Origin of the sequence: Microbacterium sp. XT11, assembly GCF_001513675.1 — a bacterium.
Lineage (GTDB): Bacteria > Actinomycetota > Actinomycetes > Actinomycetales > Microbacteriaceae > Microbacterium.
Genome location: NZ_CP013859.1, coordinates 1,729,129 through 1,752,942, shown reverse-complemented (window position 1 = coordinate 1,752,942; position 23,814 = coordinate 1,729,129). Strand labels below are relative to the sequence as shown.

Here is a 23,814-nt window from a genome sequence, read left to right as displayed (position 1 = left end):
CGGGAACGCGGATGACACTCGTCGCCGGCGTCGACTCCTCGACGCAGAGCTGCAAGGTCGTGATCGTCGACGCGGAGTCGGGCGCCGTCGTGCGCACCGGCCGGGCCGCGCACCCCGACGGGACCGAGGTCGACCCCGCGCACTGGCTGGTCGCGCTGCAGAGCGCCATCGCCGATGCCGACGGGTTCGACGACGTGGCCGCTGTGTCGATCGCCGGGCAGCAGCACGGCATGGTCGCCCTCGACGCCGACGGCGAGGTCATCCGCCCCGCACTGCTGTGGAACGACACCCGCTCGGCGGACGCCGCCGCCGAGCTCGTCCGCGAGGTGGGCGCCGCGGCGCTCGCCGAGCGCACGGGTCTCGTGCCGGTGGCGTCGTTCACCGCGACCAAGCTGCGCTGGCTCGCCGATGCGGAACCGGAGAACGCCGCGAGGGTCGCAGCCGTCGCCCTTCCGCACGACTGGCTCACCTGGCGCCTGCGCGGATACGGGCCAGCGGCGTCTTCCCCGAGGGGCCCCGTGCTCGACGAGCTGATCACCGATCGCTCCGACGCGAGCGGCACCGCCTACTTCGACTCGAAGCACGACCGGTACGACCGCGAGCTGCTGTCTCTCGCCCTCCGCCGGGACGCCGCCGAGGTCGTGCTCCCCCGTGTGCTCGGACCGGCCGAGCACGTCGAGGGCGCCGGTCACCTCGTCGCCGCGGGAGCCGGCGACAACGCCGCCGCGGCGCTCGGCCTGGGCGCCACGGCGGGTGACATCGCGGTCTCTCTCGGCACCTCAGGCACGGTGTTCGCCGTGACCGACGTGCCGGTGCACGACGCGAGCGGCACGGTGGCGGGGTTCGCCGACGCCGCCGGCGGCTACCTGCCGATCATCACGACCCTCAACGCGGCCAGGGTGTTCGACGGCATCGCCGCACTGCTCGGAGTCGACCACGAGGAGTTCGCCCGGCTCGCGCTCGACGCCGAGCCCGGAGCCGGCGGCCTCGTGCTGCAGCCGTGGTTCGAGGGCGAGCGCACGCCCAACCGCCCCGACGCCACCGCCACCCTGTTTGGGATGACCCTCGCCGCCACCACACGCGAGAACCTCGCCAGAGCAGCCGTGGAGGGCGTGCTGGCGGGGCTCGCCGGCGGCCTCGACGCCATCCGTGCGCACGGGGTGCGCGCCGACCGCATCCTGCTCATCGGCGGAGCCGCCCAGAGCCCGGCCGTCCAGGCGGTCGCCGCACAGGTGTTCGACGCGCCCGTCGTGGTCCCGGAGCCAGGCGAGTACGTCGCACGCGGCGCCGCAGTGCAAGCCGCCTGGGCGCTGAACGGCGAGCGGCCGACGTGGCCGCTGTCGATCGCGGCGCAGCCCGCGCCCGATCACCGCGCCGAGATCACCTCGCAGTACGCCGCCCGGCTGCCCTGACACCGGGGGCGGATCACGCGGCGGCAGCCGTCGCTTCGCGCGCGAGGAGGCTTTCCTTGACCGCGAGACCCCAGGCGAAGCCGCCGAGCGAGCCGTCCGAGCGCAGCACCCGATGGCACGGCACGAACAGCGCCGGCGCGTTGCGCGCGCAGATCGCCGCGGCGGCGCGCACGGCACGAGGATTGTCGAGCGCTGCGGCGAAACCGGTGTAGGTCAGCGGCGCGCCCGGAGCTATCGTGCGGAGGGCGGCCCACCCGGCGACCTGCAGCGCCGTGCCCGCCTGCGCGACGGCGACCGTGTCGATGGCGGCGAGGTCGCCGTCGTAGTAGGCGGCCGCGGCCTCGGCCGCCTCGGTACGCCCCTCGGTCACCGTGCGCGGACGACGCACGGGCGCGAGCCGCGCGAGGATGGCATCTCGGTCGGACGTCCAGCCCGAGGCCAGCACCCGCTGCTCATCGTCGGCGAGGATCGTGAACGGTCCGTCCGGAGTGTCGATGGTCTGGATGATCGCGGTCATGATTTCTCCTTCGTCGAACCGGCTACCACCGAGACCGGTGACGTCGGGGCAGTGCGGGTTGAGCGGGTTGAGCGGGTTGAGCCGGCGGTGCGGCTCGAGCGCGCGGCGCCGGGCGCACGCGGCGCGCGCACCGGTGCGGCCCGCCAGAGGTGTGCGCTGAGATAGCTGCGCCACGGTGCCGCGCGGACGGCCCACGCGGTGAGCGGGGCGGGCTCGCCCGGAAGCCCGGATGCTGCGGCGCCCGCTCGCAGCGCGACGTCACCGGGCAGGAGGATGTCGGGATCGCCGAGGATCCGCATGCGCACGTAATCGGCCGTCCACGGGCCGATGCCTGGCATGGCGAGCAGAGCGGCGCGCTGCTCGCCGGCGTCGTCGCCGACGGTCAGGGTGAGCGACCCGTCGGCGAGCGCGGCCGCCGCCCCGGTGATCGCGCGGATGCGCGCCGCCGGACCGCGGAGGACCTCGGCGCCGTGCTCGGCGATCGCCGTCATCGTCGGGAAGAGCATCCCGTCCGGGGTTCGCTCCCCCAGCGCCTCGGTGAGCGCCGTCAGAGCGGTGCGTGCCGCCGCGACCGTGATCTGCTGGCCGATCATCGCGCGGATCAGCATCTCGTGCGGATCGGCGGAGCCGGGTACCCGGATGCCGGGCGTCCGCGCGACGAGCGGAGCCAGCTCTGCGTGGGAGGACAGCGCCTCGTCTATCGCGACGGGGTCGGCGTCGAGGTCGAAGATGCGCCGCACGGTGGACACGAGGGGGGCGAGGTCGCCGAGCCGCGTGACTCTGGCCCGCAGATGCAGCCGTGCAGCGGGGTCTTGACGCACCTCGAACCACACCGGTCCTCCCGGCATCCGCAGATGCCGCGAGAACGACGAGGCCGTGGCATCCTCCACGCCCGGGACCGCGCGCGCCGCCATCCAGGCGAAGACGCCTGCGGTGTCGAGGGGACCGCGATGCGGCAGCACGAGGTCGATCTCTCCCGGGGCGGCACCTCCGCCCGCGGGGCGGCGCGCCCGGAGCTCGACCGGCGTCATGCCGAAGACCTCGCGGATGGTGTCGTTGCACTGACGGATGCTCGCGAAACCTGCGGAGAACGCCACCTCCGACACGGGCATGTCTGTGCCGACCAGCAGCATCCGCGCGGTGTGCGCCCGGTGCGCCCGAGCGAGCGCGAGGGGACCCGCCCCGAGCTCCGCCGTGAGCAGTCGGGTGAGGTGTCGGGTCGAATACCCAAGCCGCGCGGCGAGCCCCGGCACGCCCTCGCGCTCCACGACGCCGTCGGCGATGAGCCGCATGGCGCGCGCAGCCGCGTCGCCGCGGAGGTTCCACGCCGGCGAGCCCGGTGCGGCTTCGGGAAGGCAGCGCTTGCACGCCCGGTAACCGGCTTCGTGGGCCGCCGCACTCGTCGGGAAGAACGTGACGTTCTCCGGCTTGGGCGTGCGGGCGGGGCAGCTCGGCCGGCAGTAGATCCCGGTCGAGCGGACAGCCGTCACGAACTGCCCGTCGAACCGGGTATCCCGAGCGCTGATCGCGCGGTAGCGCTCGTCGAAGTCGGTCAGCGGGAAGCTCATGACTCCACTCTGCCACCGGCATCCGTCCCCGACTGGCGGAAATCGGACATCACGGTGCCGCCGGAGGGACTCAGTGGAAGAAGTGGCGCTCCCCCGTGAAGAACATCGTCACGCCGGCCTTGCGCGCCGCATCCACCACCTCGTCGTCGCGCACCGAGCCGCCCGGCTGCACGATCGCCGAGATCCCGGCGTCGATGAGCACCTGCGGTCCGTCGGCGAACGGGAAGAACGCGTCGGACGCCGCGACCGATCCGGCCGCGCGATCGCCGGCCCGCTCCACCGCGAGGCGGCACGAGTCGACGCGGTTGACCTGGCCCATGCCGACCCCGACCGTGGCGTTGCCCTTGGCGAGCACGATGGCGTTCGACTTCACGGCGCGGCAGGCCTTCCACGCGAAGATGAGGTTCTCCATCTCCTGGTCGCTGGGGCGCTCACCGGAGACGAGCTCCCAGTTCTTCGCGACCGAGACGATGTCGTCGGGGAACCGGTCGGCGTCCTGCAGCAGCAGACCGCCCGACACCAGGCGCACGTCCATGCGCTCCTGCTGCCAGTCCTCCGGCAGCTGCAGCAGACGAAGGTTCTTCTTGGCTTTGAAGACCTCGAGCGCGGCCGGCTCGAACGAGGGGGCGACGATCACCTCGGTGAAGATGTCCTTGAGGTTCTCTGCCATCTTCAGCGTGACGGTGCCGTTGGCCGCGATGACGCCGCCGTACGCCGACACCGGGTCGCACTCGTGCGCCCGCAGGTGGGCGCTGGCGATGGGGTCGAGCGCGTTGGGTGCAGTGGTCGCGATGCCGCACGGGTTGGCGTGCTTGATGATCGCGACGGCGGGAAGCACCATGTCGTACGCGGCGCGCAGCGCGGCATCCGCGTCGACGTAGTTGTTGTACGACATCTCCTTGCCCTGCAGCTGCTTCGCCTGGGCGATGCCGTGGCCGCCGGCGCGCGTGTAGATCGCGCCGCGCTGGTGCGAGTTCTCGCCATAGCGCAGGGTGGCCAGCCGCTCGGCCTGGATCGTGAGGTGGGCCGGCAGGTCGCCCTCCTCGTGCAGGGTGTCCTCGGCGAACCACTGAGCGACCGCAGTGTCGTAAGCGGCGGTGTGCGCGAAGGCGCGTGCCGCCAGCTCGCGACGCTGCGACAGGGTGGTGCCCCCTGCGGCGATCGCCTCGATGATCGACGGGTACGATTCCGGCGACACGACGATCGCGACGTTCGCGTGGTTCTTCGCGGCCGCGCGCACCATGGCAGGACCGCCGATGTCGATCTGCTCGACGACGTCGTCGCCCTCAGCACCCGACGCCACCGTCTCGACGAAGGGATACAGGTTCACGACAACCAGCTCGAACGGCTCGATGCCCAGTTCGGCGAGCTGACGCTCGTGGTCGTCGAGCCGGAGGTCGGCCAGAAGACCGCCGTGGACCTTCGGGTGCAGCGTCTTGACCCGCCCGTCGAGCATCTCGGCGACTCCGGTCACCGCGGCCACGTCGGTCACGGCGAAGCCCGCGTCGCGGATCGTGGCGGCCGTCGACCCGGTCGACACGATCTCGGCTCCCGCCTCGGCGAGAGCGGCCGCCAGGTCGAGCAGTCCGCTCTTGTCGCTCACCGAGACGAGCGCACGGCGGATCGGGACGGTGTCGCGGTCTCGGTACAGCGAGGGGTCGTGGCGGGGGCCGGCCATGGTGGGCTCCTTCGTGCGGTTCGGGCGTGTGTTCAGGATGCGGAGGTCAGGGACAGCTCACCGGTCGCGATGCGTCGCACCACGTCGATGAGCAGCCGTCGCTCCACGGGCTTGATGCGCTCGTGCAGGGTGTGCTCGGTGTCTCCTTCGACGACCGGCACGCGCTCCTGCGCGAGGACGGGTCCTGTGTCCACGCCGTCATCGACGACGATCACGCTGGCACCGGTCTCGGTCACGCCGGCCGCGAGCGCATCGCGGACGCCGTGCGCGCCGGGGAACTCCGGGAGGTACGCGGGATGCGTGTTGATGATCCGCGGGGCGTACCGGGCGACGAGCGCCGGCGGAAGCAGCCGCATCAGACCGCTCAGCACGATGAGGTCGGGGCTCCATACGTCGAGTTGACGTCCGAGCTCTTCGCCCCAGGCCTCGCGGCTCTCGTGCTCGTGCCACGGCACGGTGAAGCTGGGGATGCCGAACTCCTCGGCGTGCGCGAGGCCGTCTGCCTCCCGGTCGGCCCCGACGACGACGACGCGCGCCGGAAAATCGGGATGACGAGCGGCCTCGAGGAGGGCGCGAAGATTCGAGCCGGTGCCCGAGATGAGAACGGCGACCGTGAGCACGCGCCCAGTCTACCCGTGGCGGCAAGACCCCCTTGCCCCGGAGTCGGAGCCGTTTCCGAGGTGCGTGACCGACGGGCGGTGCGGCGTCGGGATCAGCGCGCCGGGGCGCCCGGATCACCCGTCGCACCGGGCATCCCGTCGAGTTCGTCCAGCTCCACCGTGTCGTGGTTCGTGCCATCGGCAGCGCCGCCTGGAAGCAGATCGGATGCCGCCATCTCGGCGATCCAGCGGTCGGTGCGCTCCTCGGCGAGTTCGTCGCGGTTGCGCGGGGAGAGCAGCAGGATCGCCGCGCCCAGCAGCACCTCGCCGCCCAGGACGAGGGCGAACGGCAGCACCTCGGGGCCGGCCTCGGCGAGACGGCCCGGTCCGATCGATCCGCCGGCGAGGGCTGCCACGACAGCCGCGACAGCCGCGACGAGCACGGCGATGCCGGCCACGATGGTCGCGCGCTGCGCAGTGGTGAGCGGGGTCCCCTCCCAGACGAGGCGCGACCGCACAGCCCACCCGGCGAGGGCACCGGCGCCGATCGGCACGAGCACCACCACCAGCATCCAGATCGAGCTGTTCTCCGGCAGGAGCCCGAACGCCGGGATGCCGGGGACGACCCCCAACTGCGTTCCGGCCGGGGACACCGCCGTGCCGGTTCCGACAGAGAAGCCCGGACCGGCGATCCAGGAGGCGGCCCACACGAGCATCGTCGGCAGGAAGGCGAACTGGGCGAGCGTGATCATGACGGCGCCGAGCACGTCGACCCTGGCGGCTTGGAACAGCGCGACGACCTCACCGCCGCGCAGGAAGGTCATGAGGGCGACCGCGACGGCCGAGGCGCCCGTGAGCGCGACGATCGTGAAGGCCGCGCCACGCACCGCGGCAGCGGGGACCGGGCCCCAGTCGCCCCAGGAGTCGATGACGTCGTGCAGGCGATCGAGCAGGCCTCCGTCGCCGTCCTCCCACACGGTCCGGATCGCTCCGCCGAGCGCGCCGGCGAGATACGCGGCAGCGGGCGCGACGATCGCCGGCACGAGCGGGGTGACCGCCGCCTCCAGCCGCGCGGTGAGCGCGACGACGACGGCGATCACGGTGAACGCCGCCGTGCCGGACAGGCATCCGAGCAGCCATGTCCCCGCCCGGGCGGCGCGTGCGCCCGACCGCGCCGCGAACAGCAGCGTGAACAGCAGGAAGGCGAGGGGCGTCACCGACAGCGTGAACGTCGCGGCATCCGGTGCGATGCCCAGCGCCGTGAGCGTCTCGACGGGGATCGCGATGTCGACGGGCACCCCGTGGCCGAACTGCCACAGAGTCCCGGTGAGCGGCCACAGCGCGCCCCAGTCCGCCGTGATGCCGAACGCGAGCGTCCACAGCACCGTGAGGGGAGCCAGCAGCGCAGCCAGTCCGACGGCGGCCGCGATGGCGGCGTCGAAGGCGGCGAGGAGGGCGACGAGGACGCGGTGCATGACCCTTCGAGACTACGACGAGTTGGACGGGCGCCTTCGGGGGCGCGCGCGGCATCCGCGACACGATAGCGTCTTCTCCGGAGGTTTCCCGATGACAACTGCCCCGTCCCCCGCCCCAGCCGCCACCGAACCCGCCAGCGCCCTCGATCGGTTCTTCGAGATCACCAAGCGCGGATCGACGATCGGTACCGAGATCCGAGGGGGCCTGGTGACGTTCGTCACGATGGCCTACATCGTGATCCTGAACCCGGTCATCCTCGCCACCCCCGACGTCAACGGCGACACGCTCGCCGGCCCCGCTGTCGCCGCGGCGACGGCTCTGACCGCCGGCGTCATGACGATCCTGTTCGGCCTGGTCACGCGCCTGCCCTTCGCGTTCGCCGCGGGCCTCGGCATCAACGCGTTCCTGGCCTTCTCGGTCGTCGGCAGCGTCACGTGGCCCGAGGCCATGGCGCTCGTGATGATCAACGGCGTCATCATCGTGCTCCTCGCCGCGACCGGACTCCGCAAGCTCATCTTCGACGCGGTCCCGGTGCAGCTCAAGCTCGCGATCACGGTCGGCATCGGCCTCTTCATCGCCTTCATCGGCTTCGTGAACTCCGGCTTCGTGAGCTCGACGCTCAACCCTTCGCCGCCGGTCGGGCTCGGCGTCGACGGTTCCGTCGCGTCGGTGGAGACGCTGCTCTTCGTGCTGACCCTGCTGATCGGCGGCGTGCTCATCGCCCTGCGCGTGAAGGGCGCGATCCTCATCGCCCTGGTCGGCGGCACCGTACTGGCGGCCGTGGTGAACCTCATCTGGCCGTTCGGGCTCGACTTCGGCTTCACCGGCAGCATCGTGAGCCTCCCCGACCTCAGTCTCGTCGGCAACGTGAGCTTCGGCTTCGACCTGACGAAGGTCAGCGTCGTCGCGCTCGTGATGTTCGTCTTCACCTTGCTGTTCTCGAACTTCTTCGACGCCATGGGCACCATGACGGGTCTCGCCAAGGAGGCCGACCTCGCCGACGAGAAGGGCGACTTCCCGCGCATCAAGTCGGCCCTGATCGTGGAGGGCGTCGGTGCGATCGCCGGCGGTGGCACGTCCTCCTCCTCGGCGACCGTGTTCGTCGAGTCCGGCGCCGGCATCGGTGAGGGCGCACGGACGGGCTTCGCGACCACCATCACGGGCGTGCTGTTCCTGCTCGCGATGTTCTTCACGCCGCTGACCTCGCTCGTTCCCGGTCAGGTCGCGGCTGCGGCCCTGGTGCTCGTCGGCGCGATGATGCTCTCGCAGATCAAGAACATCGACCTCAGCGACTTCCGCGTGCTGCTGCCCGTGTTCCTCACCGTCACGGTCATGCCCATGACCTACTCGATCGCGAACGGCATCGGTGCGGGCTTCGTGAGCTGGATCGTCGTCAATGCCCTCTCCGGACGGGCGAAGACCATCCACCCGCTGCTGTGGGTCGTCGGCGTCGGGTTCGTGCTCTTCTTCGCGCGCGGTCCGATCGAGGCGCTCTTCGGCGTCTGAGTCGCGCCCGCGTGACAGGGGCGGATGCTGCGGGCTGCAGCATCCGCCCCTGTCGTCCTGTCGCCGGCCGATGCGCCTCAGGCGTAGGCGGCTGCGAACTCCGCCGACGGCTCGATCGGCTCGATCACGTCGAGGAGCACGCCGCCCGGCGCCTCCACGATGAAGTGGCGCTGGCCGAAGTCCTCGACGCGCAGCGTGAGGCGCTCGGGGAGACCGCGCTCTGCCACCAGGCGCCGGTGCTCGGCCGCGGCATCCGGAACCTCGACGTTCAAGAGCAGGCCCCGCACCGGCTCGCGGAAGCCCTGCGGGATCGTCTCGTGCGTGCGATCGAGGATCGCGAGCTCTCCGCCCTCGAACCGCAGGCTCACATACCAGTCCGCCTCGAACGTCGTCTCGAATCCGAGCACGTCGCGGTAGAAGTCCGCCGAGGCGGCGACGTCCTCCACCATCAGCACCGGATAGAAGCTGGCGATGCGCATGACACTCCTTTACGTACATCGTGTTTGTATCGGTCGCCCTAGAATACATACACAACGCACGTAAGGGAACCTCCATGCCCAGAGCATCGGCCGCCGAGGCCGCAGCGACCGCCCGCCGGATCCTGTCGGTCGCCGCAGAGCATTTCTCCGCCCACGGGTACGCCGCAGCGTCCGTCGACGACATCGCGCGCGCCGCCGACGTCACGCGCGGCGCGGTGTACCACCATTACTCCTCGAAACCCGGCCTCTTCGCCGCCGTCGCCCGCGCACAGCAGCAAGAGGTCGCGGACGCGATCGTGGCGGCGACGGAGGGAAGCGGCCCTGAACCCGCGCTCCGCGTGGGCAGCCACGCGTTCCTCGATGCGATCACGGCCGGCGCGGCCGCGCGTGTGCTCCTGGTCGACGGCCCCGCTGTGCTGAGCTGGGAGGACTGGCGGCGCCTCGACGCCGACGGTCCGGCCGCGGAGCTGCGCACCGGCCTCGCCGAGGCTGGCGTCGCCGCTCCCGGGCTCGACGCCCTCACCGCGGCCCTCTCCGGCGCGATGAACGAGCTCGCGCTCTGGCTCTCCGAGCGCCCGACGGATGCCGCGGCGCGCGGCTACGCGCACGACGCGCTCGACCGGCTGCTCGACGCGGTGCTCGGCTCCTGATCCCGCGAGGCCGTTCGCCGCGGCATCGCGGTTCCCGTCGCGATCTGCGCCGGCTCAGGAGAGCGCCGCCGGCACCAAGGCGCAGAGCCCGACTTCCGGCCGGGAAACGGCTGTGAAGCACGACTGGAACCGGCCGCCTCCGCCCGCGAACGCACGAGGACCCCAGGCAGAGCCCGGGGTCCTCTCGAGACGACTGTCGCGTCAGAGTGCTTCGACGATCTCGCGCATGAGCGCAGCGGTCTCGGACGGCGTCTTGCCGACCCTGACGCCGGCGGCCTCGAGGGCCTCCTTCTTCGCCTGGGCGGTACCGGCCGAGCCCGAGACGATCGCTCCGGCGTGGCCCATCGTCTTGCCCTCGGGAGCCGTGAAGCCGGCGACGTAGCCGACGACCGGCTTGGTGACGTGCGCCTTGATGTACTCGGCAGCGCGCTCCTCGGCGTCGCCGCCGATCTCGCCGATCATGACGATCGCCTTGGTCTCGGGGTCGGCCTCGAACGCCTCGAGCGCGTCGATGTGCGTGGTGCCGATGACCGGGTCGCCGCCGATGCCGATGGCGGTGGAGAAGCCGAGGTCGCGCAGCTCGTACATCATCTGGTACGTCAGGGTGCCCGACTTCGACACGAGGCCGATCGGGCCCTTGCCGGTGATGTTGGCCGGCGTGATGCCGACGAGCGCCTCGCCGGGCGTGATGATGCCGGGGCAGTTCGGGCCGATGATGCGGGTCTTGTTGCCCTTGCTCTTCGCGTAGGCCCATGCCTCGGCCGAATCGCCGACCGGAACGCCCTCGGTGATGACCACGAGCAGCGGGATCTCGGCGTCGATGGCCTCGATCATCGCGTCCTTCGTGAAGGCGCCGGGGACGAAGGCGATAGACACGTCTGCGCCGGTCTCCTTCATGGCCTCGGCGACGGAGCCGAAGACGGGCAGCTCGACGGGGTTGCCGTCCTTGTCGGTGTGCGAGACCGTGGTGCCGGCCTTGCGGGCGTTCACGCCGCCGACGACCTGCGTGCCGGCCTTCAGCATGAGCGCGGTGTGCTTGGTGCCCTCGCCGCCGGTGATGCCCTGGACGATGACCTTGGAGTCCTTGTTGAGGTAGATCGACATTTCTCTAGTCCTTGTGTCTCTCGGGCGGATCAGGCGTTCGCGAGCTCGGCGGCCTTGTCGGCGCCCTCGTCCATCGTGGCGGCGAGCGTGACCAGCGGGTGCGCGTACTCGGCGAGGATCGCGCGACCCTCTTCGACGCGGTTGCCGTCGAGGCGCACGACGAGCGGCTTCGATGCAGTGGAGCCGAGGGTCTCGAGCGCACCCTTGATGCCGTTCGCGACGGCGTCGCAGGCGGTGATGCCGCCGAAGACGTTGACGAACACGCTCTTCACCTGCGGGTCGCCGAGGATGACGTCCAGGCCGTTCGCCATGACCTCGGCCGACGCGCCGCCGCCGATGTCGAGGAAGTTCGCCGGCTTCACGCCGCCGTGGTTCTCGCCGGCGTACGCGACGACGTCGAGCGTCGACATGACGAGACCCGCGCCGTTGCCGATGATGCCGACCTCGCCGTCGAGCTTGACGTAGTTGAGGCCGTTGGCCTTGGCCTTCGCCTCCAGCGGGTCGGCGGCCTGCTTGTCCTCGAGCTCCTCGTGCTCGGGGTGGCGGATCTCCGACGCGTTGTCGTCGAGAGTGACCTTGCCATCGAGCGCGATGATGTCGCCGTCCTCGGTGCGCACGAGCGGGTTGACCTCGACGAGCGTGGCGTCCTCGCCCTTGTAGACCTCGTAGAGCTTCACGAACACATCGGAGACCTTCTCGACGAGGTCCTCCGGGAAGTTCGCCGCACGGGCGATCTCGACGGCCTTGTCCTTGTCGATGCCGGTGAGCGGGTTCACCTCGACGCGCGCGAGCGCCTCGGGCTTCTCGACCGCGAGCTGCTCGATCTCCATGCCGCCCTCGACCGAGCACAGCGAGAGGTACGACCGGTTGGCGCGGTCGAGCAGCACGGAGAAGTAGAACTCCTGCGCGATGCGAGCGCCCTGCGCCACCATCACGCGCTTGACGACATGGCCCTTGATGTCCAGACCCAGGATCGCCTTGGCCGCCTCGTACGCCTCGTCGGGGGTCTTCGCGACCTTCACGCCGCCCGCCTTGCCGCGACCACCGGTCTTGACCTGGGCCTTCACGACGACGACTCCGCCGATCTTCTCAGCGGCTGCCTTCACCTCCTCAGGGGTGTCGGCGACGATGCCGGCGAGGACCGGCACTCCGTACTTCTCGAAAACGTCTCGTGCCTGGTACTCGTACAGATCCACTGTGGTTCCTTCACTGGGATTGCGGCCTGGTAGTTCTCTCGATGTCGAGACATCGACCAGTCCCCCAGCTTACTACCCCAACCTGACCGCCCCGTGGCCGCGCCCGGGCCGCAGGAGCGCCGCGCGGACGCGCCTTCTCCGCGGCATCCGGAGCGTCCGAGGGCGAAACGATCCGTGGTGCGACGCATCCGAGGTTCTAGGCTTTCGCTATGCGAGACACCACAGAACCGCGCTCCGCCGTCGTCGCCGCAGCGCTCGAGCTGTTCCAGACGCAGGGCTTCGATCAGACCTCCGTGGAACAGATCGCGAAGGCCGCCGGCGTCTCGCGGTCGACCTTCTTCCGCCAGTTCGGCGGCAAGGAGGACGTGGTCTTCGCCGACCACGAGGTGCTGCTGGAACAGCTCCGCGAGTTCCTCGCCGAAGGGCACGACGATCCTTGGGGCGCCGTGTGTGCAGCATCCGAGTCGGTGTTCTCCCACTTCGCGCGGGATCCCGAGCTCGCCCGCCGCCGCTATCAGGTCGTGCGCCGGGTGCCGGTGCTCCGCGAACGCGAGATCATCACGGTGTTCCGCTACGAGCGGCTGTTCGACGACTACCTGCGCAGCGCACTCCCCGGAGTCGACCCGCTCGACGCCGTCGGCTTCGCTGCGCTGGTCACGGCGGTGCACAACCACGTGCTGCGCCAGCTGCTTCGCGGCAAGAAGAAGGTGCCGCTCTCCACGCTGCAGGCCGCGCTCGCCGACGTCCGGCGCCGGTACGGCGTTCCCGCGGATGCCGCGGCCGCGGCGCCCGACGACGTCGTGGTGGCGGTGTTCCCCCGGTCGATGCCGATCGCCGAGGTCACGCGGCGCCTCCGCACGCAGCTCGACTGACCCGCGCCGGCACGGCCCCGCGTCGGCACCACCCCCGCGCGCCCCCGCGCGCCCTGCGCGCCCGCCGCCCCGCGCGCCCGCCGCCCCCGCACCGGCACGGCCCCCGCACCGGCACGGCCCCCGCGGGCCCCGCCGCCCCCCGCGCACCCCGCCGCCCGCCGCCCCGCGCGCCCGCCACCCCCGCGCGCACGAAAGGTCGGAGTTCCGCGCCGACACGCCGTCGGCGACCGGCACGCCACGGCGTGTCGCGCAGAGAGTCCGACTTTTCGCACACGCGGCCGCCCGTCGCACGCACAGGGTCGCGACGGCGTCGCCCCGCTTCTGGAACCCAGTATCGGGGAGTACGATACTCAGGTCCACGAAGGAGTCCCCATGAGCACCGAAGCCACCCCCTTCCCGGGCGAGCGCGTCTCGTCGTACGACGTCACCGGACGGCAGGACAGCGACTACTACGCCGTCTTCGCCGACATCCCCGCCGCCGATCGCGAGGCCTGGGACCGCGCGAAGGCGTACATCGACGAGGTCGGGCCGCGCATGGCCGAGGCGTGGGACCGCGGCGAGTACCCCCTCGACGTCGCGCGCCGCATGGGCGAGATGGACCTGGTCGTCGACGGCATCGAGCATCCGTCCCTCACGCGTCTGTCGCCTCTGGCAGCCGGACTCGTGAACATGGAGATCTCACGCGGCGACGGCTCGCTCGGCACGGTGCTCGCCGTGCAGGGCGGCCTGGCGCTGCGCACGCTCGCCCTCTTCGGGTCGCCCGAGCAGCAGGACCGATGGCTCACCGCTCTCGCCGATGGCTCGGTGCTCGGCTCGTTCGCGCTCACCGAGCCCGACCACGGCTCCGATTCGGTGTCGCTCGAGACGGTCGCCCGGCGCGACGGCGACCATTGGGTGATCCGGGGCGCGAAGAAGTGGATCGGCAACGGCGCCTCCGGCGGCATCACCTTCGTGTGGGCACGGGTGAACGACGCGGATGCCGAGGAGCACGGCGCCGTCCGGTGCTTCCTCGTCGAGCAGGACACCCCCGGCTACACGGGCACCCCGATCCGCGGCAAGGCGTCCCTCCGCGCGATCCACCAGGCGCACATCGTGCTCGACGACGTGCGCGTGCCCCTGGATGCCGTGCTCCCCGGCACGCACAGCTTCAAGGACGCCTCGACCGTGCTCTACGCGACCAGGTCGGGGGTCGCGTGGTCGGCTCTGGGCCACGCGACCGCGTGCTACGAGGCGGCGCTCGCGTACGCGAAGGAGCGCGTGCAGTTCGGCAAGCCGCTGGCGAAGTTCCAGATGGTGCAGGAGCGCCTCACCCACATGCTCGAAGACCTCACGGCGATGCAGCTCTACTGCCGTCGCCTGGCAGACCTGGAGAGCGCCGGCGAGCTTCGGCCGACGCAGGCCTCGCTGGCGAAGTTCCACAACACCCGGGCCGCCCGCCGCATCGCGGCGATCGCGCGCGACCTGCTCGGCGGCAACGGCATCCTGCTCGAGAACGGCGTCATGCAGCACATGGCTGACATCGAGGCGATCCACACCTACGAGGGCACCGAGAGCGTGCAGGCGCTGCTCCTGGGCCGCGACATCACGGGCTTGAGCGCCTTCGCCTGACCCCCGGTGCGCGTCGGCCCTCCGCGTCGGGCGAGGACGCCAGAGGGGGACCGACGGTCCCTGGAAGAGCCTCCCGATCGCGGCGAGCATGGAATCCGAGCAACGGAGGAGCCACCATGCCGAGCACGACAGCCGTTCACCCGATTCCCCGCCTCGACGATCAGCGCGTCGTCGTGACCGGTGCCAGCGACGGTGTCGGGCTCGGCATCGCCCGCCGGCTCGCCGCCGCGGGGGCCGAGGTCGTGATGCCGGTCCGCAACCCGGCGAAGGGCGAGGCCGCGATGGAGCGCATCCGGCACGACGTTCCGGACGCGCGGCTGAGCCTGCGGGAGCTGGACCTGTCGCGGCTCGACTCCGTCGCCGCGCTGGGACGGACCTTGAGCGACGAGGGCGTGCCGATCCGGATCCTCATCGCCAACGCCGGCGTGATGACTCCACCGACGAGGCAGGAGACCGCCGACGGATTCGAACTGCAACTGGGCGCCAACCACCTGGGGCACTTCTCCCTCGTGGCACATCTCATGCCCCTGCTGCGCGCCGGGCGGGCGCGCGTGACCTCGCAGGTCAGCGTCGCCGCGAGCAGGGGCCGCATCAACTGGGACGACCCGAACTGGACGCGCAGCTATGACGGCATGGCCGCCTACCGTCAATCGAAGATCGCTGTCGGGCTGTTCGGGCTGGAGCTCGACCGGCGCAGTCGCGCGGAGGGCTGGAGCATCACGAGCACGCTCTCGCACCCCGGCGTCGCGCCCACCAACCTGCTCGCCGCACGCGGCGACCTGGGCCGCACCTCCGACACGTCCGGTCGGCGCGTCATCGGCGCGCTCTCACGTCGCGGCATCCTCTTCGGCACCCCGGAGAGCGCCGGAGAACCGGCGCTGTTCGCCGCCGCGTCACCGGATGCCGAGCCGGGAACCCTCTACGGGCCGAGCGGCCTCGGGCACCTCGGCGGCGCTCCCGGAGCGCAGCCGCTCTACCGTCCGCTGCGCGACGCCGCGGCCGCCGCACGTCTCTGGGACCTCTCGGAGGAGCTGACCGGGGTGCGCGTCGGCCGCTGACATGCCCCGGCGCGTAACGCCGCGCGTCAGTCGCAGCCGCACCCTCCTGAGGGCGTCTTCACCATGAAGCACACGTCGCACACGCCGTAGTCGCGCTCGACCGGCTTCGGGGTGCGCGGCGCGGCGGGGGTGCGCGGAGCGCTCGTGCGCGACGACGACGCCCGCGACGACCGCGCGGGCGCGGATGCCGGAAGGAACTCACTCGGGTGGTCGACGTAGAAGTACGGCGCGCGGCCCTCGCTCGGCTGCAGACGCAGCGGCGTCGAACCCACGACGATCACCTCGTCCTCCGCGAAGCCGTTCGTGTACGTGCGACCGATGTGCAGGGACGCCCCCTCGCCGCGACGCAGCGCCTCGATGTACCGTCCGCGGTCGATGTACGACGTGATGCCCACCGCATCCGTGATCGCGGCGATGAACTCGTGGTTCTCGACGGGGACGCGGTGCGCACGCAACGCCTCGGCCAGCGAACGGTAGGGGCGGGAGGTTCCTGTGGGGGTCGGGCCCTGGACTTCTTTCATCCCCTCCATGATCGCACTCCCTGCGCCGCGTGGAAGACTGGGCGCATGGCACGAGCGACCATCATCGGATCCGGTCCGAACGGACTCTCGGCGGCCGTCGCGCTCGCCCGCGCAGGGTACGACGTGCGCGTGCTGGAGGCCGCGCCGACCGTCGGCGGCGGCGTCCGGACCGCGGCGAGCACGCTCGACGGCTTCCGGCACGACGTGTGCTCGGCCGTGCCCCCCGCCGCTCTGGCCTCCCCGTTCTTCCGCGCGTTCGGGCTCGCCGACCGGGTCGACTGGATCGTCCCCGAGATCTCCTACGCGCATCCGCTCGACGGCGGCCGCGCCGGCATCGCATGGCGCGACATCGAGCGCACGGCCGAGGGCCTCGGCCGGGATGGGGCCGCGTGGCTCTCGCTGCTGCGCCCGCTCAGCACCCGCATCGAGGGCGTCGTCGACTTCACCGGCAACCAGATGATCCGGATGCCGGCCGCCCCGGTCACCGCCATCCGGTACGCCCTGCGGATGCTGCAGGAGGGCACTCCGCTCGCCGCGAAGTCCTTCCGCTCCGAGGAGGCGGCCGGGCTCATCGCCGGTGTGCTCGCTCACGCGAACACGCCCCTGCCGTCCCTCGCCGGTGCGGCCGCGGGACTGCTGCTGGCCGCACAGGCGCATGCCGGGGGGTGGATGTACCCGCGCGGCGGCGCGCAGCGCATCGCCGACGCTCTCGTCGACGACCTCCGCGCCCACGGCGGCGTGATCGAGACGGGCTCGCCGGTCGCCGACCTCGCCGAGCTCGACTGGGGCGATCCCCGCCGCGGCGACATCCTGCTGCTCAACACGTCCCCGCGCCTCGCGCTGTCTCTCCCCGACCTCCCCGCACGGTACCGCCGCGCGATCGAGGCGTACCGCTACGGTCCGGCCGCCGCGAAAGTCGACTTCGCCCTCGACGGGCCGGTTCCGTGGACGAACCCCGACGTCGCCCGCTCCCCCACCGTGCACATCGGCGGCACGCAGGCGGAGGTGTGGGCGAGCGAGAACGCCGTCGCCCGCGGGATCGTGAGCGAGCGGCCCTACGTGCTCGCCGTGCAGCCCTCCGTGCTCGACCCCAGCCGGGCTCCCGAGGGGAAGGCGGTGCTCTGGTCGTACATCCACGTCCCGCACGACTCCGGCATCGACGCCGCCGAGCTCATCACGCAGCAGGTGGAACGGTTCGCCCCCGGTTTCCGCGACAGGATCCTCGCGACGCACTCGGTACCGGCATCGGCACGCGAGGCCGTCAATCCCGCTGAGATCGGCGGCGACATCCTGGGCGGTTCGTTCACGATCGCGCAGGCCCTCCGCCGCCCGACGTGGGGCATCGCGCCGTGGCGCACGCCGGCGCGCGGCGTCTACCTCGCATCGGCGTCCACCCCGCCGGGTCCGGGCGTCAACGGCATGGCGGGATGGCATGCCGCCCGCACGGCGCTCGCTGACGCGGGGACACCTGCCACGCTCGACGAGCTCTTCCGCTGATCCGACACTCTGATCCGGCACGGTGATCCGACACTCTGATCCGACACTCTGATCCGGCACGCTGATCCGACACGCTGATCCGACACGGTGATCCGACGGGTGTGGCGGCGCCGTCTCGGACTGGCAAGGATGGACGCATGCGCTACGAGATCCCGGCTCCCATGCTCGCGAAGGCGGCGGCATCCGTTCCCGACCCCGCCAAGACACCGGGCGGGCTGCTGTTCGAACCCAAATGGGACGGCTTCCGCGGGCTCATCGCGTGGGACGGCGAGGCCGTCGAGATCGGCTCGCGTGGCGCGAAGCCCCTCACCCGCTACTTCCCGGAGCTGGTCGAGGCCATCCCCTCGCTGCTCGCCGGCCCCTGCCTGCTCGACGGCGAGATCGTCGTGGCGACGGGCCCCGACGGCGCCCAGCGGCTGGACTGGGAGGCGCTGAGCCAGCGGATCCACCCGGCGGCGTCGCGCGTGGCCAAGCTCTCGGCCGAGACGCCAGCGATGTTCATCGCCTTCGATCTTCTGGCCGAAGGCGATGACGATCTGCGGCATCTGCCGTTCGAACAGCGCCGGGCCCGGCTCGAAGGGCTCATGAGCGGCGTCGGACATCCGCTGCACCTCACCCGGACGACGCGCGACCGCGACGCGGCCGTACGGTGGCTCGCCGAGTTCGAGGGCGCGGGGCTCGACGGCGTCGTCGCGAAACCGCTGGACCAGCCCTACGCACCCGGCAAGCGCACGCTCATCAAGATCAAGCACGCCCGGACAGCCGACGTCGTCGCGCTCGGCTACCGGGTGCACAAGTCAGGGTCCGGCGTCGGCTCTCTGCTCGTCGGGCTGTACGACTCCGACGGCGTGCTGCGTCAGGTCGGCGGGGTGGCGGCGTGGAGCGACGCCCGCCGGAAGGAGCTCGTGGAGGAGCTCGCGCCGCTGGTCGAACGCGACGAGTCCGGCGCGGCGGTCACCGGCGAGGGCGAGCGCTCGCGGTTCAGCGGGGCGAAGGACGTCTCGTTCGTGCGGCTCCGCCCCGAACGCGTGCTCGAGGTGCGGTATGACCAGCTCGAAGGAGCACGGTTCCGGCACACCGTGCAGTTCGAGCGCTGGCGTCCGGACCGCGACGCGCGCACATGCACGTACGAGCAGCTCGACACGGTCGCCGGCTACGATCTGGCCGACGTCCTCGCCTGAGGCTTCTGCGCCGTGCGCCCCGGTCGGGCTCAGTCCTCGATCGGGTTCCCGTTCTCATCCCAATTCGCGGCGACCTTCTTGCTCGGCTGCACACGAGGCGGCTCGCCGGGCATCTTCGGGAACTCCGGCGGGAACGGAAGCTCGCCCAGCCCGTTCGCCTTGTCGCGCTCCCACCACTCCAGCAGCGTGTCGATGCGACCCGGCGAATCCTGCCTGCCTGCCCAGGGGTCTCCGACCTCCTCCAGGCGGCGAGGGATGCTCCGCACGGTGAACTGCACCGGGTCGAGGTCGGCATCGAGTTCGTCCCAGTGCACCGGCGTCGCCACGGTCGCCGCCGGCAGGGCCCGAGGGCTGTACGCGCCGGCCATCGTGCGGTCGCGGTTGGCCTGGTTGAAGTCGACGAATACGCGTTCGCCGCGCTCCTCCTTCCACCAGTTCGTCGTGACCTGATCCGGCATCCGGCGCTCCAGCTCACGGCCGGCGGCGATCACCGCGTGCCGCACGTCGAGGAACTCGTGCGTCGGCACGATGGGCGCGAACACGTGCAGGCCCCGGTTGCCGCTCGTCTTCACGAACGCCTCGAGCCCCGCCTCGCGCAGCACCTCGCGCAGCGCATGTGCGGCGGGCACGGCATCCGCGAAATCCGTCCCCGGCTGAGGGTCGAGGTCGATGCGCAGCTCCACGGGGTTGTCCGGGTCGCCGGCGAGCGAGGCCCAGGGGTGGAAGACGATCGTGTTCATCTGCGCGGCCCAGACGATCGCGCTCGGGCGGTTGAGCACGATCTGCGGATGCTTGCGCCCGCTGTTGTAGGTGACCATCACCGCGTCGACGTAGTCGGGCGTGCCCTTCGGCGGGTTCTTGGAGAAGAACCCCTCGCTGTCGATTCCGTCGCGGAACCTCTGCAGTGACACCGGGCGGTTCCCGTTGGCCTCGAGGAACGGCCCGCTGACGAGCTGGAAGTACTCCGCGAGCTCCGCCTTCGTGATGCCCGGCTCCGGCCAGACCTCCTTGTTCGGGCTGGAAAGCACGACCTCGCGCTCCCCGTCAGGGTCGACGACGGTCAGGGTCACGCGATCGGAGGCCATGTTCCGACCCTAGGGTGCCCGCAGGGGTCGGCGGAACCCCGTCAGTCGCCGAGGTCGACGGCGAGCACGAGCACCGGTGCGAGCGCGTCGCGCTCGACGATCATGGTGGGTCCGGCAGGATCCACGATCACGCCCGCAATCTCGGGGTGGCCCGTCAGCACCTTCGCGAGCTGCTCCGGTTCGAACGGGAGGGGCCGGTCGCCCCTGCCCATCGCGATCACTTCGAGCGGGTGCGAGAAGAGCTGCAGGAACCGCTTGCCGTCTGGCGTCTGCGCCTCGGCGATGCCGACCGGAGCTCCGCCGGTGCCGTCGTTCACCGCGACCCACATGCGCTTGGTCGACAGCGCTTCGCCGAGCTTCACCGCCGAATCGGGCTGCCGAGGCGACGCGAGGATCGTCTTGACGGCCATCTCGAGGTCGCTCTGCTCGAGCGCCTTCTGCAGCAGCTCCGACGGCAGCACCACACGGTGCGGCGCGGAGGCGTTGTCGATGATGAGGCCGGCGAAGTCACCGGCCACGACCTGCTGCATCACCGAGGTCACCGGCTGGGCGACCGCGGAGGTCGCGGCGGGATCTGCTTCGAGCTGTACGGAGTCGCGCACGGCGGCGGCCGAGCTGAACGCCAGCATGAACTGGCGCTCGGCGTCACGCACGACCGCGACCGACAGCGGCTTGCCCTCGCTGATCTGTGCACGCGCGTCGCCGTTGACCCGGATGTAGAGGTGCCCCTGGAGCGCCTGACGCATCACGCCAAGCAGCTCCTCGTTGCTGGCCCCCTCCTCGAGCTGTGCGAGGGCTTCACGCAGCAGCACGTTGTCTTTCATGCCCGGCACGCTCTCGGTCTGCTCGGGCGGAAGCGCGGGTGCGAGCGGCAGGCGGCGCTCCTGGGGAGCCGCCGGAGCCGACGGCGCGGCCGAGGGAGCGGATGCTGCGGACGACGCTGCGGGAGACGAGGGGCCGGCCTTCGCCGGCTCGTCCTGCAGCGACACCTCGGGACCCGCCTCGGCGCCCACGCCGCGGAACGCCTGCACGGAGATCGCGACGGTCGGAGCTGCCTCGGGGGATCCCGTGCCGGGAGCGTCCGGTCCGACGGGAGACCCCGCCCCGGCCGGAGACCCCGCCTCGGCAGGAGACTCCGCCTCGGCGGCAGTCTCCGTCCCTGCAGGAGCGGATGCCGTCGTGACGACGTCGTCAGCGGACTTCTTGCGGCGTGAGAAGAGGGCCATATGAGCCAGCCTAACCGTCACGGCGCATCGGCCAGACGGCATCCGGGGTCTTCGCCGCCGCCTGCCAGCAACCGTTCAGGCAGCCGGACTCAGATCTTCTCGATCGGAGCCACCTTGATGAGGAGCTTCTTCAGACCTGCCGTGTCGAAACGCACGTGCGCGATGCGCTTCGCGCCCTCGCCGGTGACCGCGTCGACGCGCCCTTCGCCGAAATCGGAATGACGGATGCGATCGCCCGCGGCGAGCTCGAGGTCGCCGTTGTCGCGCATCTTGGCCGTCACACGGTTGGGGATCTTGTCCATCGCGGTCGAGAGCGGCGTGAGCTTCTCGCGCGTCGGCAGCGGCTTCACGCCGAAGCGGTCGCCCGAGCCGCCGAAGCCCCCAGCGCGGCGCGCGTTGAGGGCACGGGACTGCATGCCGCCGCGGGAATTGACGTCGCCCGGTGACTGCCGCCAGTCGATCAGCGAGGCGGGGATCTCCTGCAGGAAGCGGCTGGGCATGGCCACGGACACCTCGCCGAACTGCGCGCGCGTCATGGCCAGGGACAGATGGAGCCGCTTCCGCGCGCGCGTGATCGCCACGTAGAACAGCCGGCGCTCCTCTTGCGGACCCCCTGGCTCCCCCGCCGAGATGCGGTGCGGGATGAGGTCTTCTTCGACGCCCGTCACGAACACGGCGTCGTACTCGAGACCCTTCGCCGTGTGCATGGTCATGAGCGACACGACGCCCGATTCGTCGTCGAGGTCGTCGGCGTCGGAGACCAGAGCAACCTCGGTGAGGAAGTCGACGATCGTGCCCTCGGGGTTGTTGCGGGCGAAGTCGCGGGCGACAGCGATGAACTCGTCGAGGTTCTCGAGGCGGGCTTCGTCCTGCGGGTCACGGCTCGCGCGGAGCGCGTCGAGGTAGCCGCTCTTCGACAGGAGCAGGCTGAGACCCTCCGCCACGCTCGTCGGCGGCGGGACCTCACCCGACGAGGGCAGCAGGATCTCGGTCGCCTCGGCGAGCACGGCGTCGAGCTGCGCGATCGCCGACTGCAGCTTGGGGCCGACCCCGAGCTCTCCCGGCACCGACAGCGCCTGGCGGAAGGTGATGCCATGTTCGTCGGCGAAGCGCGCAATCGCCGTCTCGGTCACGTCGCCGATGCCTCGGCGCGGCTTGTTGAGGATGCGGCGGACGGCCATCTCGTCGGCCGGGTTCGCGACCGCGACGAGGTAGGCCAGGGCGTCTTTGATCTCGGCGCGCTCGTAGAACTTCGTGCCGCCCATGATCTTGTACGGCACCGCCGACCGGATGAAGATCTCCTCCAGAGCGCGCGACTGCGAGTTCGTGCGGTAGAACACGGCCATCTCGGAGTACGGCACCCCCGCACGGCGCAGGGCCTCGATCTCGTCGGCGACGAACTGGGCCTCGTCGTGCTGCGAATACCCGGTGAAGCCGATGATCTTGTCACCGTCGCCCTTGTCGCTCCACAGCTTCTTCTCCTTGCGGTCGAAGTTGTTGCCGATGACGGCGTTCGCTGCGGACAGGATGTTCTGCGTGGAGCGGTAGTTCTGCTCCAGGAGCACGACCTTCGCGCCGGGGAAGTCGCGCTCGAACTCGCTGATGTTGCGGATGTCCGCGCCGCGGAAGGCGTAGATCGACTGGTCGGAGTCGCCGACCACGGTCAACGAGGCGCCCGCCGTGTCACCGGACTCTGAGCCGGACGACGGGTCGGGCTCGAAGATCATCATGCCGTTCGACGCCTCGTATCCGTTTCCCGAGCCCGCCGAAGGACCGGAGACCGGGCGCGTGAGCTCGTGGATGAGCGCGTACTGCGCATGGTTGGTGTCTTGGTACTCGTCGACGAGGATGTGGCGGAAGCGGCGGCGATAGGTGTCGGCGACCTGAGGGAACGCCCGGAACAGGTACACCGTCTGGCCGATGAGGTCGTCGAAGTCGAAGGCGTTGGCCCTCTGCAGCTGACGCTGGTAATCGGCGAACAGCTCGACGAACACCCGCTCCGCCGGATCGGCCATGTTCGCCTGCCGCGCGTAGGACTCGGCGTCGGCGAGCTCGTTCTTGAGCTTGGAGATGCGGGCCTGCACCGACGCAGGCGTGTGCCCGTAGGCGTCGGCCTCGTGCTCCTTGACGAGCCTCTTCAGCAGGGCGCGGGAGTCGCCCGAGTCGTAGATCGTGAACGACGACGTGAAGCCGAACTGCGCGGCCTCACGGCGGAGGATGCGCACGCAGGCCGAGTGGAAGGTCGAGATCCACATGCCGCGGGCCGCCTGCCCGACGATATTCTCGACGCGCTCGCGCATCTCGCCCGCCGCCTTGTTCGTGAAGGTGATGGCGAGGATCTGGCTCGGCCACGCCTCACGCGAGCGGAGCAGCGAGGCGATGCGGCGCGTGAGCACGCTCGTCTTCCCCGATCCGGCGCCGGCGACGATGAGCAGCGCTGGTCCGCGATAGGTGACGGCCTCGAGCTGCTGCGGGTTCAGGCCGGCGAGGAACTCGTCGTCTCCGCGCTCTGCCGAGGAGGAGCGCGGGCCGATGGATCCGGGGACGATGAGAGGGGCTTCGGTCATGACCTAACGAGTCT

Annotated in this window: 20 protein-coding genes; 8 read left to right on the top strand and 12 right to left on the bottom strand. The window is 71.1% G+C overall.

From position 1 onward, the window contains the following. Positions 1-11 precede the first annotated feature (11 nt). A complete protein-coding gene (gene xylB / locus AB663_RS08120) occupies positions 12-1,412 on the top strand; it encodes a xylulokinase (protein WP_067197786.1) in 1,401 nt (466 codons plus the stop codon). 13 nt (positions 1,413-1,425) lie between these two features. Here the strand turns inward: xylB and AB663_RS08115 are convergent, their stop codons facing one another. The 5 genes from AB663_RS08115 to AB663_RS08095 form a co-directional block, all read right to left on the bottom strand. Continuing rightward, a complete protein-coding gene (locus tag AB663_RS08115; RefSeq protein WP_067197785.1) occupies positions 1,426-1,929 on the bottom strand; it encodes a methylated-DNA--[protein]-cysteine S-methyltransferase in 504 nt (167 codons plus the stop codon). Beyond that, a complete protein-coding gene (locus tag AB663_RS08110) occupies positions 1,926-3,497 on the bottom strand; it encodes a DNA-3-methyladenine glycosylase 2 family protein (protein ID WP_067197783.1) in 1,572 nt (523 codons plus the stop codon). The genes AB663_RS08115 and AB663_RS08110 overlap by 4 nt, the downstream gene beginning before the upstream one ends. 70 nt (positions 3,498-3,567) lie before the next feature. After that, positions 3,568-5,175: a bifunctional phosphoribosylaminoimidazolecarboxamide formyltransferase/IMP cyclohydrolase gene (gene purH / locus AB663_RS08105; protein ID WP_067197782.1), complete on the bottom strand. Its 1,608-nt coding sequence runs from the start codon at positions 5,173-5,175 to the stop codon at positions 3,568-3,570. A gap of 32 nt (positions 5,176-5,207) precedes the next feature. Further along, complete coding sequence (gene purN, locus AB663_RS08100) at positions 5,208-5,795, bottom strand: phosphoribosylglycinamide formyltransferase (protein ID WP_067197780.1); 588 nt, start codon at positions 5,793-5,795, stop codon at positions 5,208-5,210. 92 nt (positions 5,796-5,887) lie between these two features. Next, a complete protein-coding gene (locus AB663_RS08095; RefSeq protein ID WP_232304509.1) occupies positions 5,888-7,249 on the bottom strand; it encodes a cell division protein PerM in 1,362 nt (453 codons plus the stop codon). Positions 7,250-7,340: 91 nt separating this feature from the next. On the opposite strand from AB663_RS08095, the gene AB663_RS08090 reads away from it, so the two are divergent. Beyond that, positions 7,341-8,756, top strand: a complete 1,416-nt coding sequence (locus tag AB663_RS08090) for an NCS2 family permease (RefSeq protein WP_067197778.1) — start codon at positions 7,341-7,343, stop codon at positions 8,754-8,756. Positions 8,757-8,833: 77 nt separating this feature from the next. Here the strand turns inward: AB663_RS08090 and AB663_RS08085 are convergent, their stop codons facing one another. After that, positions 8,834-9,235, bottom strand: a complete 402-nt coding sequence (locus AB663_RS08085) for a VOC family protein (protein WP_067197775.1) — start codon at positions 9,233-9,235, stop codon at positions 8,834-8,836. 74 nt (positions 9,236-9,309) lie between these two features. On the opposite strand from AB663_RS08085, the gene AB663_RS08080 reads away from it, so the two are divergent. Further along, a complete protein-coding gene (locus AB663_RS08080; protein ID WP_067197773.1) occupies positions 9,310-9,885 on the top strand; it encodes a TetR/AcrR family transcriptional regulator in 576 nt (191 codons plus the stop codon). Positions 9,886-10,086: 201 nt separating this feature from the next. Here AB663_RS08080 and sucD read toward each other — a convergent pair whose 3' ends face one another. Both sucD and sucC read right to left on the bottom strand, forming a co-directional pair. Beyond that, complete coding sequence (sucD, locus tag AB663_RS08075) at positions 10,087-10,989, bottom strand: succinate--CoA ligase subunit alpha (RefSeq protein WP_067197771.1); 903 nt, start codon at positions 10,987-10,989, stop codon at positions 10,087-10,089. 29 nt (positions 10,990-11,018) lie between these two features. Further along, positions 11,019-12,185, bottom strand: a complete 1,167-nt coding sequence (sucC, locus tag AB663_RS08070; protein ID WP_067197768.1) for an ADP-forming succinate--CoA ligase subunit beta — start codon at positions 12,183-12,185, stop codon at positions 11,019-11,021. Positions 12,186-12,394: 209 nt separating this feature from the next. Between sucC and AB663_RS08065 the strand changes: the two genes are divergently transcribed. The 3 genes from AB663_RS08065 to AB663_RS08055 all read left to right on the top strand — a co-directional run bounded on the left by AB663_RS08065 (position 12,395) and on the right by AB663_RS08055 (position 15,723). Then, on the top strand, positions 12,395-13,057 hold the full coding sequence (locus AB663_RS08065; protein WP_067197766.1) for a TetR/AcrR family transcriptional regulator: 663 nt from the start codon (positions 12,395-12,397) through the stop codon (positions 13,055-13,057). A 372-nt stretch (positions 13,058-13,429) separates the two neighbouring features. Then, on the top strand, positions 13,430-14,665 hold the full coding sequence (locus tag AB663_RS08060; protein WP_067197764.1) for an acyl-CoA dehydrogenase family protein: 1,236 nt from the start codon (positions 13,430-13,432) through the stop codon (positions 14,663-14,665). A gap of 116 nt (positions 14,666-14,781) precedes the next feature. Next, complete coding sequence (locus AB663_RS08055) at positions 14,782-15,723, top strand: SDR family oxidoreductase (RefSeq protein WP_067197759.1); 942 nt, start codon at positions 14,782-14,784, stop codon at positions 15,721-15,723. A gap of 26 nt (positions 15,724-15,749) precedes the next feature. On the opposite strand, the gene AB663_RS08050 is transcribed toward AB663_RS08055, so the two are convergent. Next, the gene (locus tag AB663_RS08050; RefSeq protein WP_067197757.1) at positions 15,750-16,244 is read right to left on the bottom strand and encodes a hypothetical protein; all 495 of its coding nucleotides are present in this window, start codon (positions 16,242-16,244) and stop codon (positions 15,750-15,752) included. Between the two features lie 45 nt (positions 16,245-16,289). On the opposite strand from AB663_RS08050, the gene AB663_RS08045 reads away from it, so the two are divergent. Beyond that, positions 16,290-17,741, top strand: a complete 1,452-nt coding sequence (locus AB663_RS08045) for a phytoene desaturase family protein (protein WP_067197755.1) — start codon at positions 16,290-16,292, stop codon at positions 17,739-17,741. Positions 17,742-17,878: 137 nt separating this feature from the next. After that, positions 17,879-18,922, top strand: a complete 1,044-nt coding sequence (locus AB663_RS08040; RefSeq protein WP_067197752.1) for an ATP-dependent DNA ligase — start codon at positions 17,879-17,881, stop codon at positions 18,920-18,922. Between the two features lie 29 nt (positions 18,923-18,951). Here the strand turns inward: AB663_RS08040 and ligD are convergent, their stop codons facing one another. The 3 genes from ligD to AB663_RS08025 all read right to left on the bottom strand — a co-directional run bounded on the left by ligD (position 18,952) and on the right by AB663_RS08025 (position 23,800). Further along, positions 18,952-20,007 carry a non-homologous end-joining DNA ligase gene (ligD, locus tag AB663_RS08035; RefSeq protein ID WP_067197750.1) on the bottom strand — a complete coding sequence of 352 codons (1,056 nt, stop codon included), beginning with the start codon at positions 20,005-20,007 and terminating at the stop codon, positions 18,952-18,954. Between the two features lie 41 nt (positions 20,008-20,048). Then, positions 20,049-21,233 (bottom strand): SseB family protein, encoded by a 1,185-nt coding sequence (locus AB663_RS08030; protein ID WP_067197748.1) that lies wholly within the window; start codon positions 21,231-21,233, stop codon positions 20,049-20,051. A gap of 89 nt (positions 21,234-21,322) precedes the next feature. Then, entirely contained in the window at positions 21,323-23,800 is a 2,478-nt protein-coding gene (locus AB663_RS08025) for an ATP-dependent helicase (protein WP_067197746.1), read from the bottom strand. Positions 23,801-23,814: the final 14 nt, after the last annotated feature.

Bases quoted from the DNA above. Each gene is read 5' to 3' on its own strand.
- xylB (WP_067197786.1), top strand. From the start codon at position 12: ATGACACTCGTCGCCGGCGTCGACTCCTCGACGCAGAGCTGCAAGGTC.
- AB663_RS08115 (WP_067197785.1), bottom strand. From the start codon at position 1,929: ATGACCGCGATCATCCAGACCATCGACACTCCGGACGGACCGTTCACG.
- AB663_RS08110 (WP_067197783.1), bottom strand. From the start codon at position 3,497: ATGAGCTTCCCGCTGACCGACTTCGACGAGCGCTACCGCGCGATCAGC.
- purH (WP_067197782.1), bottom strand. From the start codon at position 5,175: ATGGCCGGCCCCCGCCACGACCCCTCGCTGTACCGAGACCGCGACACC.
- AB663_RS08095 (WP_232304509.1), bottom strand. From the start codon at position 7,249: ATGCACCGCGTCCTCGTCGCCCTCCTCGCCGCCTTCGACGCCGCCATC.
- AB663_RS08090 (WP_067197778.1), top strand. From the start codon at position 7,341: ATGACAACTGCCCCGTCCCCCGCCCCAGCCGCCACCGAACCCGCCAGC.
- AB663_RS08085 (WP_067197775.1), bottom strand. From the start codon at position 9,235: ATGCGCATCGCCAGCTTCTATCCGGTGCTGATGGTGGAGGACGTCGCC.
- AB663_RS08080 (WP_067197773.1), top strand. From the start codon at position 9,310: ATGCCCAGAGCATCGGCCGCCGAGGCCGCAGCGACCGCCCGCCGGATC.
- sucD (WP_067197771.1), bottom strand. From the start codon at position 10,989: ATGTCGATCTACCTCAACAAGGACTCCAAGGTCATCGTCCAGGGCATC.
- AB663_RS08065 (WP_067197766.1), top strand. From the start codon at position 12,395: ATGCGAGACACCACAGAACCGCGCTCCGCCGTCGTCGCCGCAGCGCTC.
- AB663_RS08060 (WP_067197764.1), top strand. From the start codon at position 13,430: ATGAGCACCGAAGCCACCCCCTTCCCGGGCGAGCGCGTCTCGTCGTAC.
- AB663_RS08055 (WP_067197759.1), top strand. From the start codon at position 14,782: ATGCCGAGCACGACAGCCGTTCACCCGATTCCCCGCCTCGACGATCAG.
- AB663_RS08050 (WP_067197757.1), bottom strand. From the start codon at position 16,244: ATGAAAGAAGTCCAGGGCCCGACCCCCACAGGAACCTCCCGCCCCTAC.
- AB663_RS08045 (WP_067197755.1), top strand. From the start codon at position 16,290: ATGGCACGAGCGACCATCATCGGATCCGGTCCGAACGGACTCTCGGCG.
- AB663_RS08040 (WP_067197752.1), top strand. From the start codon at position 17,879: ATGCGCTACGAGATCCCGGCTCCCATGCTCGCGAAGGCGGCGGCATCC.
- ligD (WP_067197750.1), bottom strand. From the start codon at position 20,007: ATGGCCTCCGATCGCGTGACCCTGACCGTCGTCGACCCTGACGGGGAG.
- AB663_RS08030 (WP_067197748.1), bottom strand. From the start codon at position 21,233: ATGGCCCTCTTCTCACGCCGCAAGAAGTCCGCTGACGACGTCGTCACG.
- AB663_RS08025 (WP_067197746.1), bottom strand. From the start codon at position 23,800: ATGACCGAAGCCCCTCTCATCGTCCCCGGATCCATCGGCCCGCGCTCC.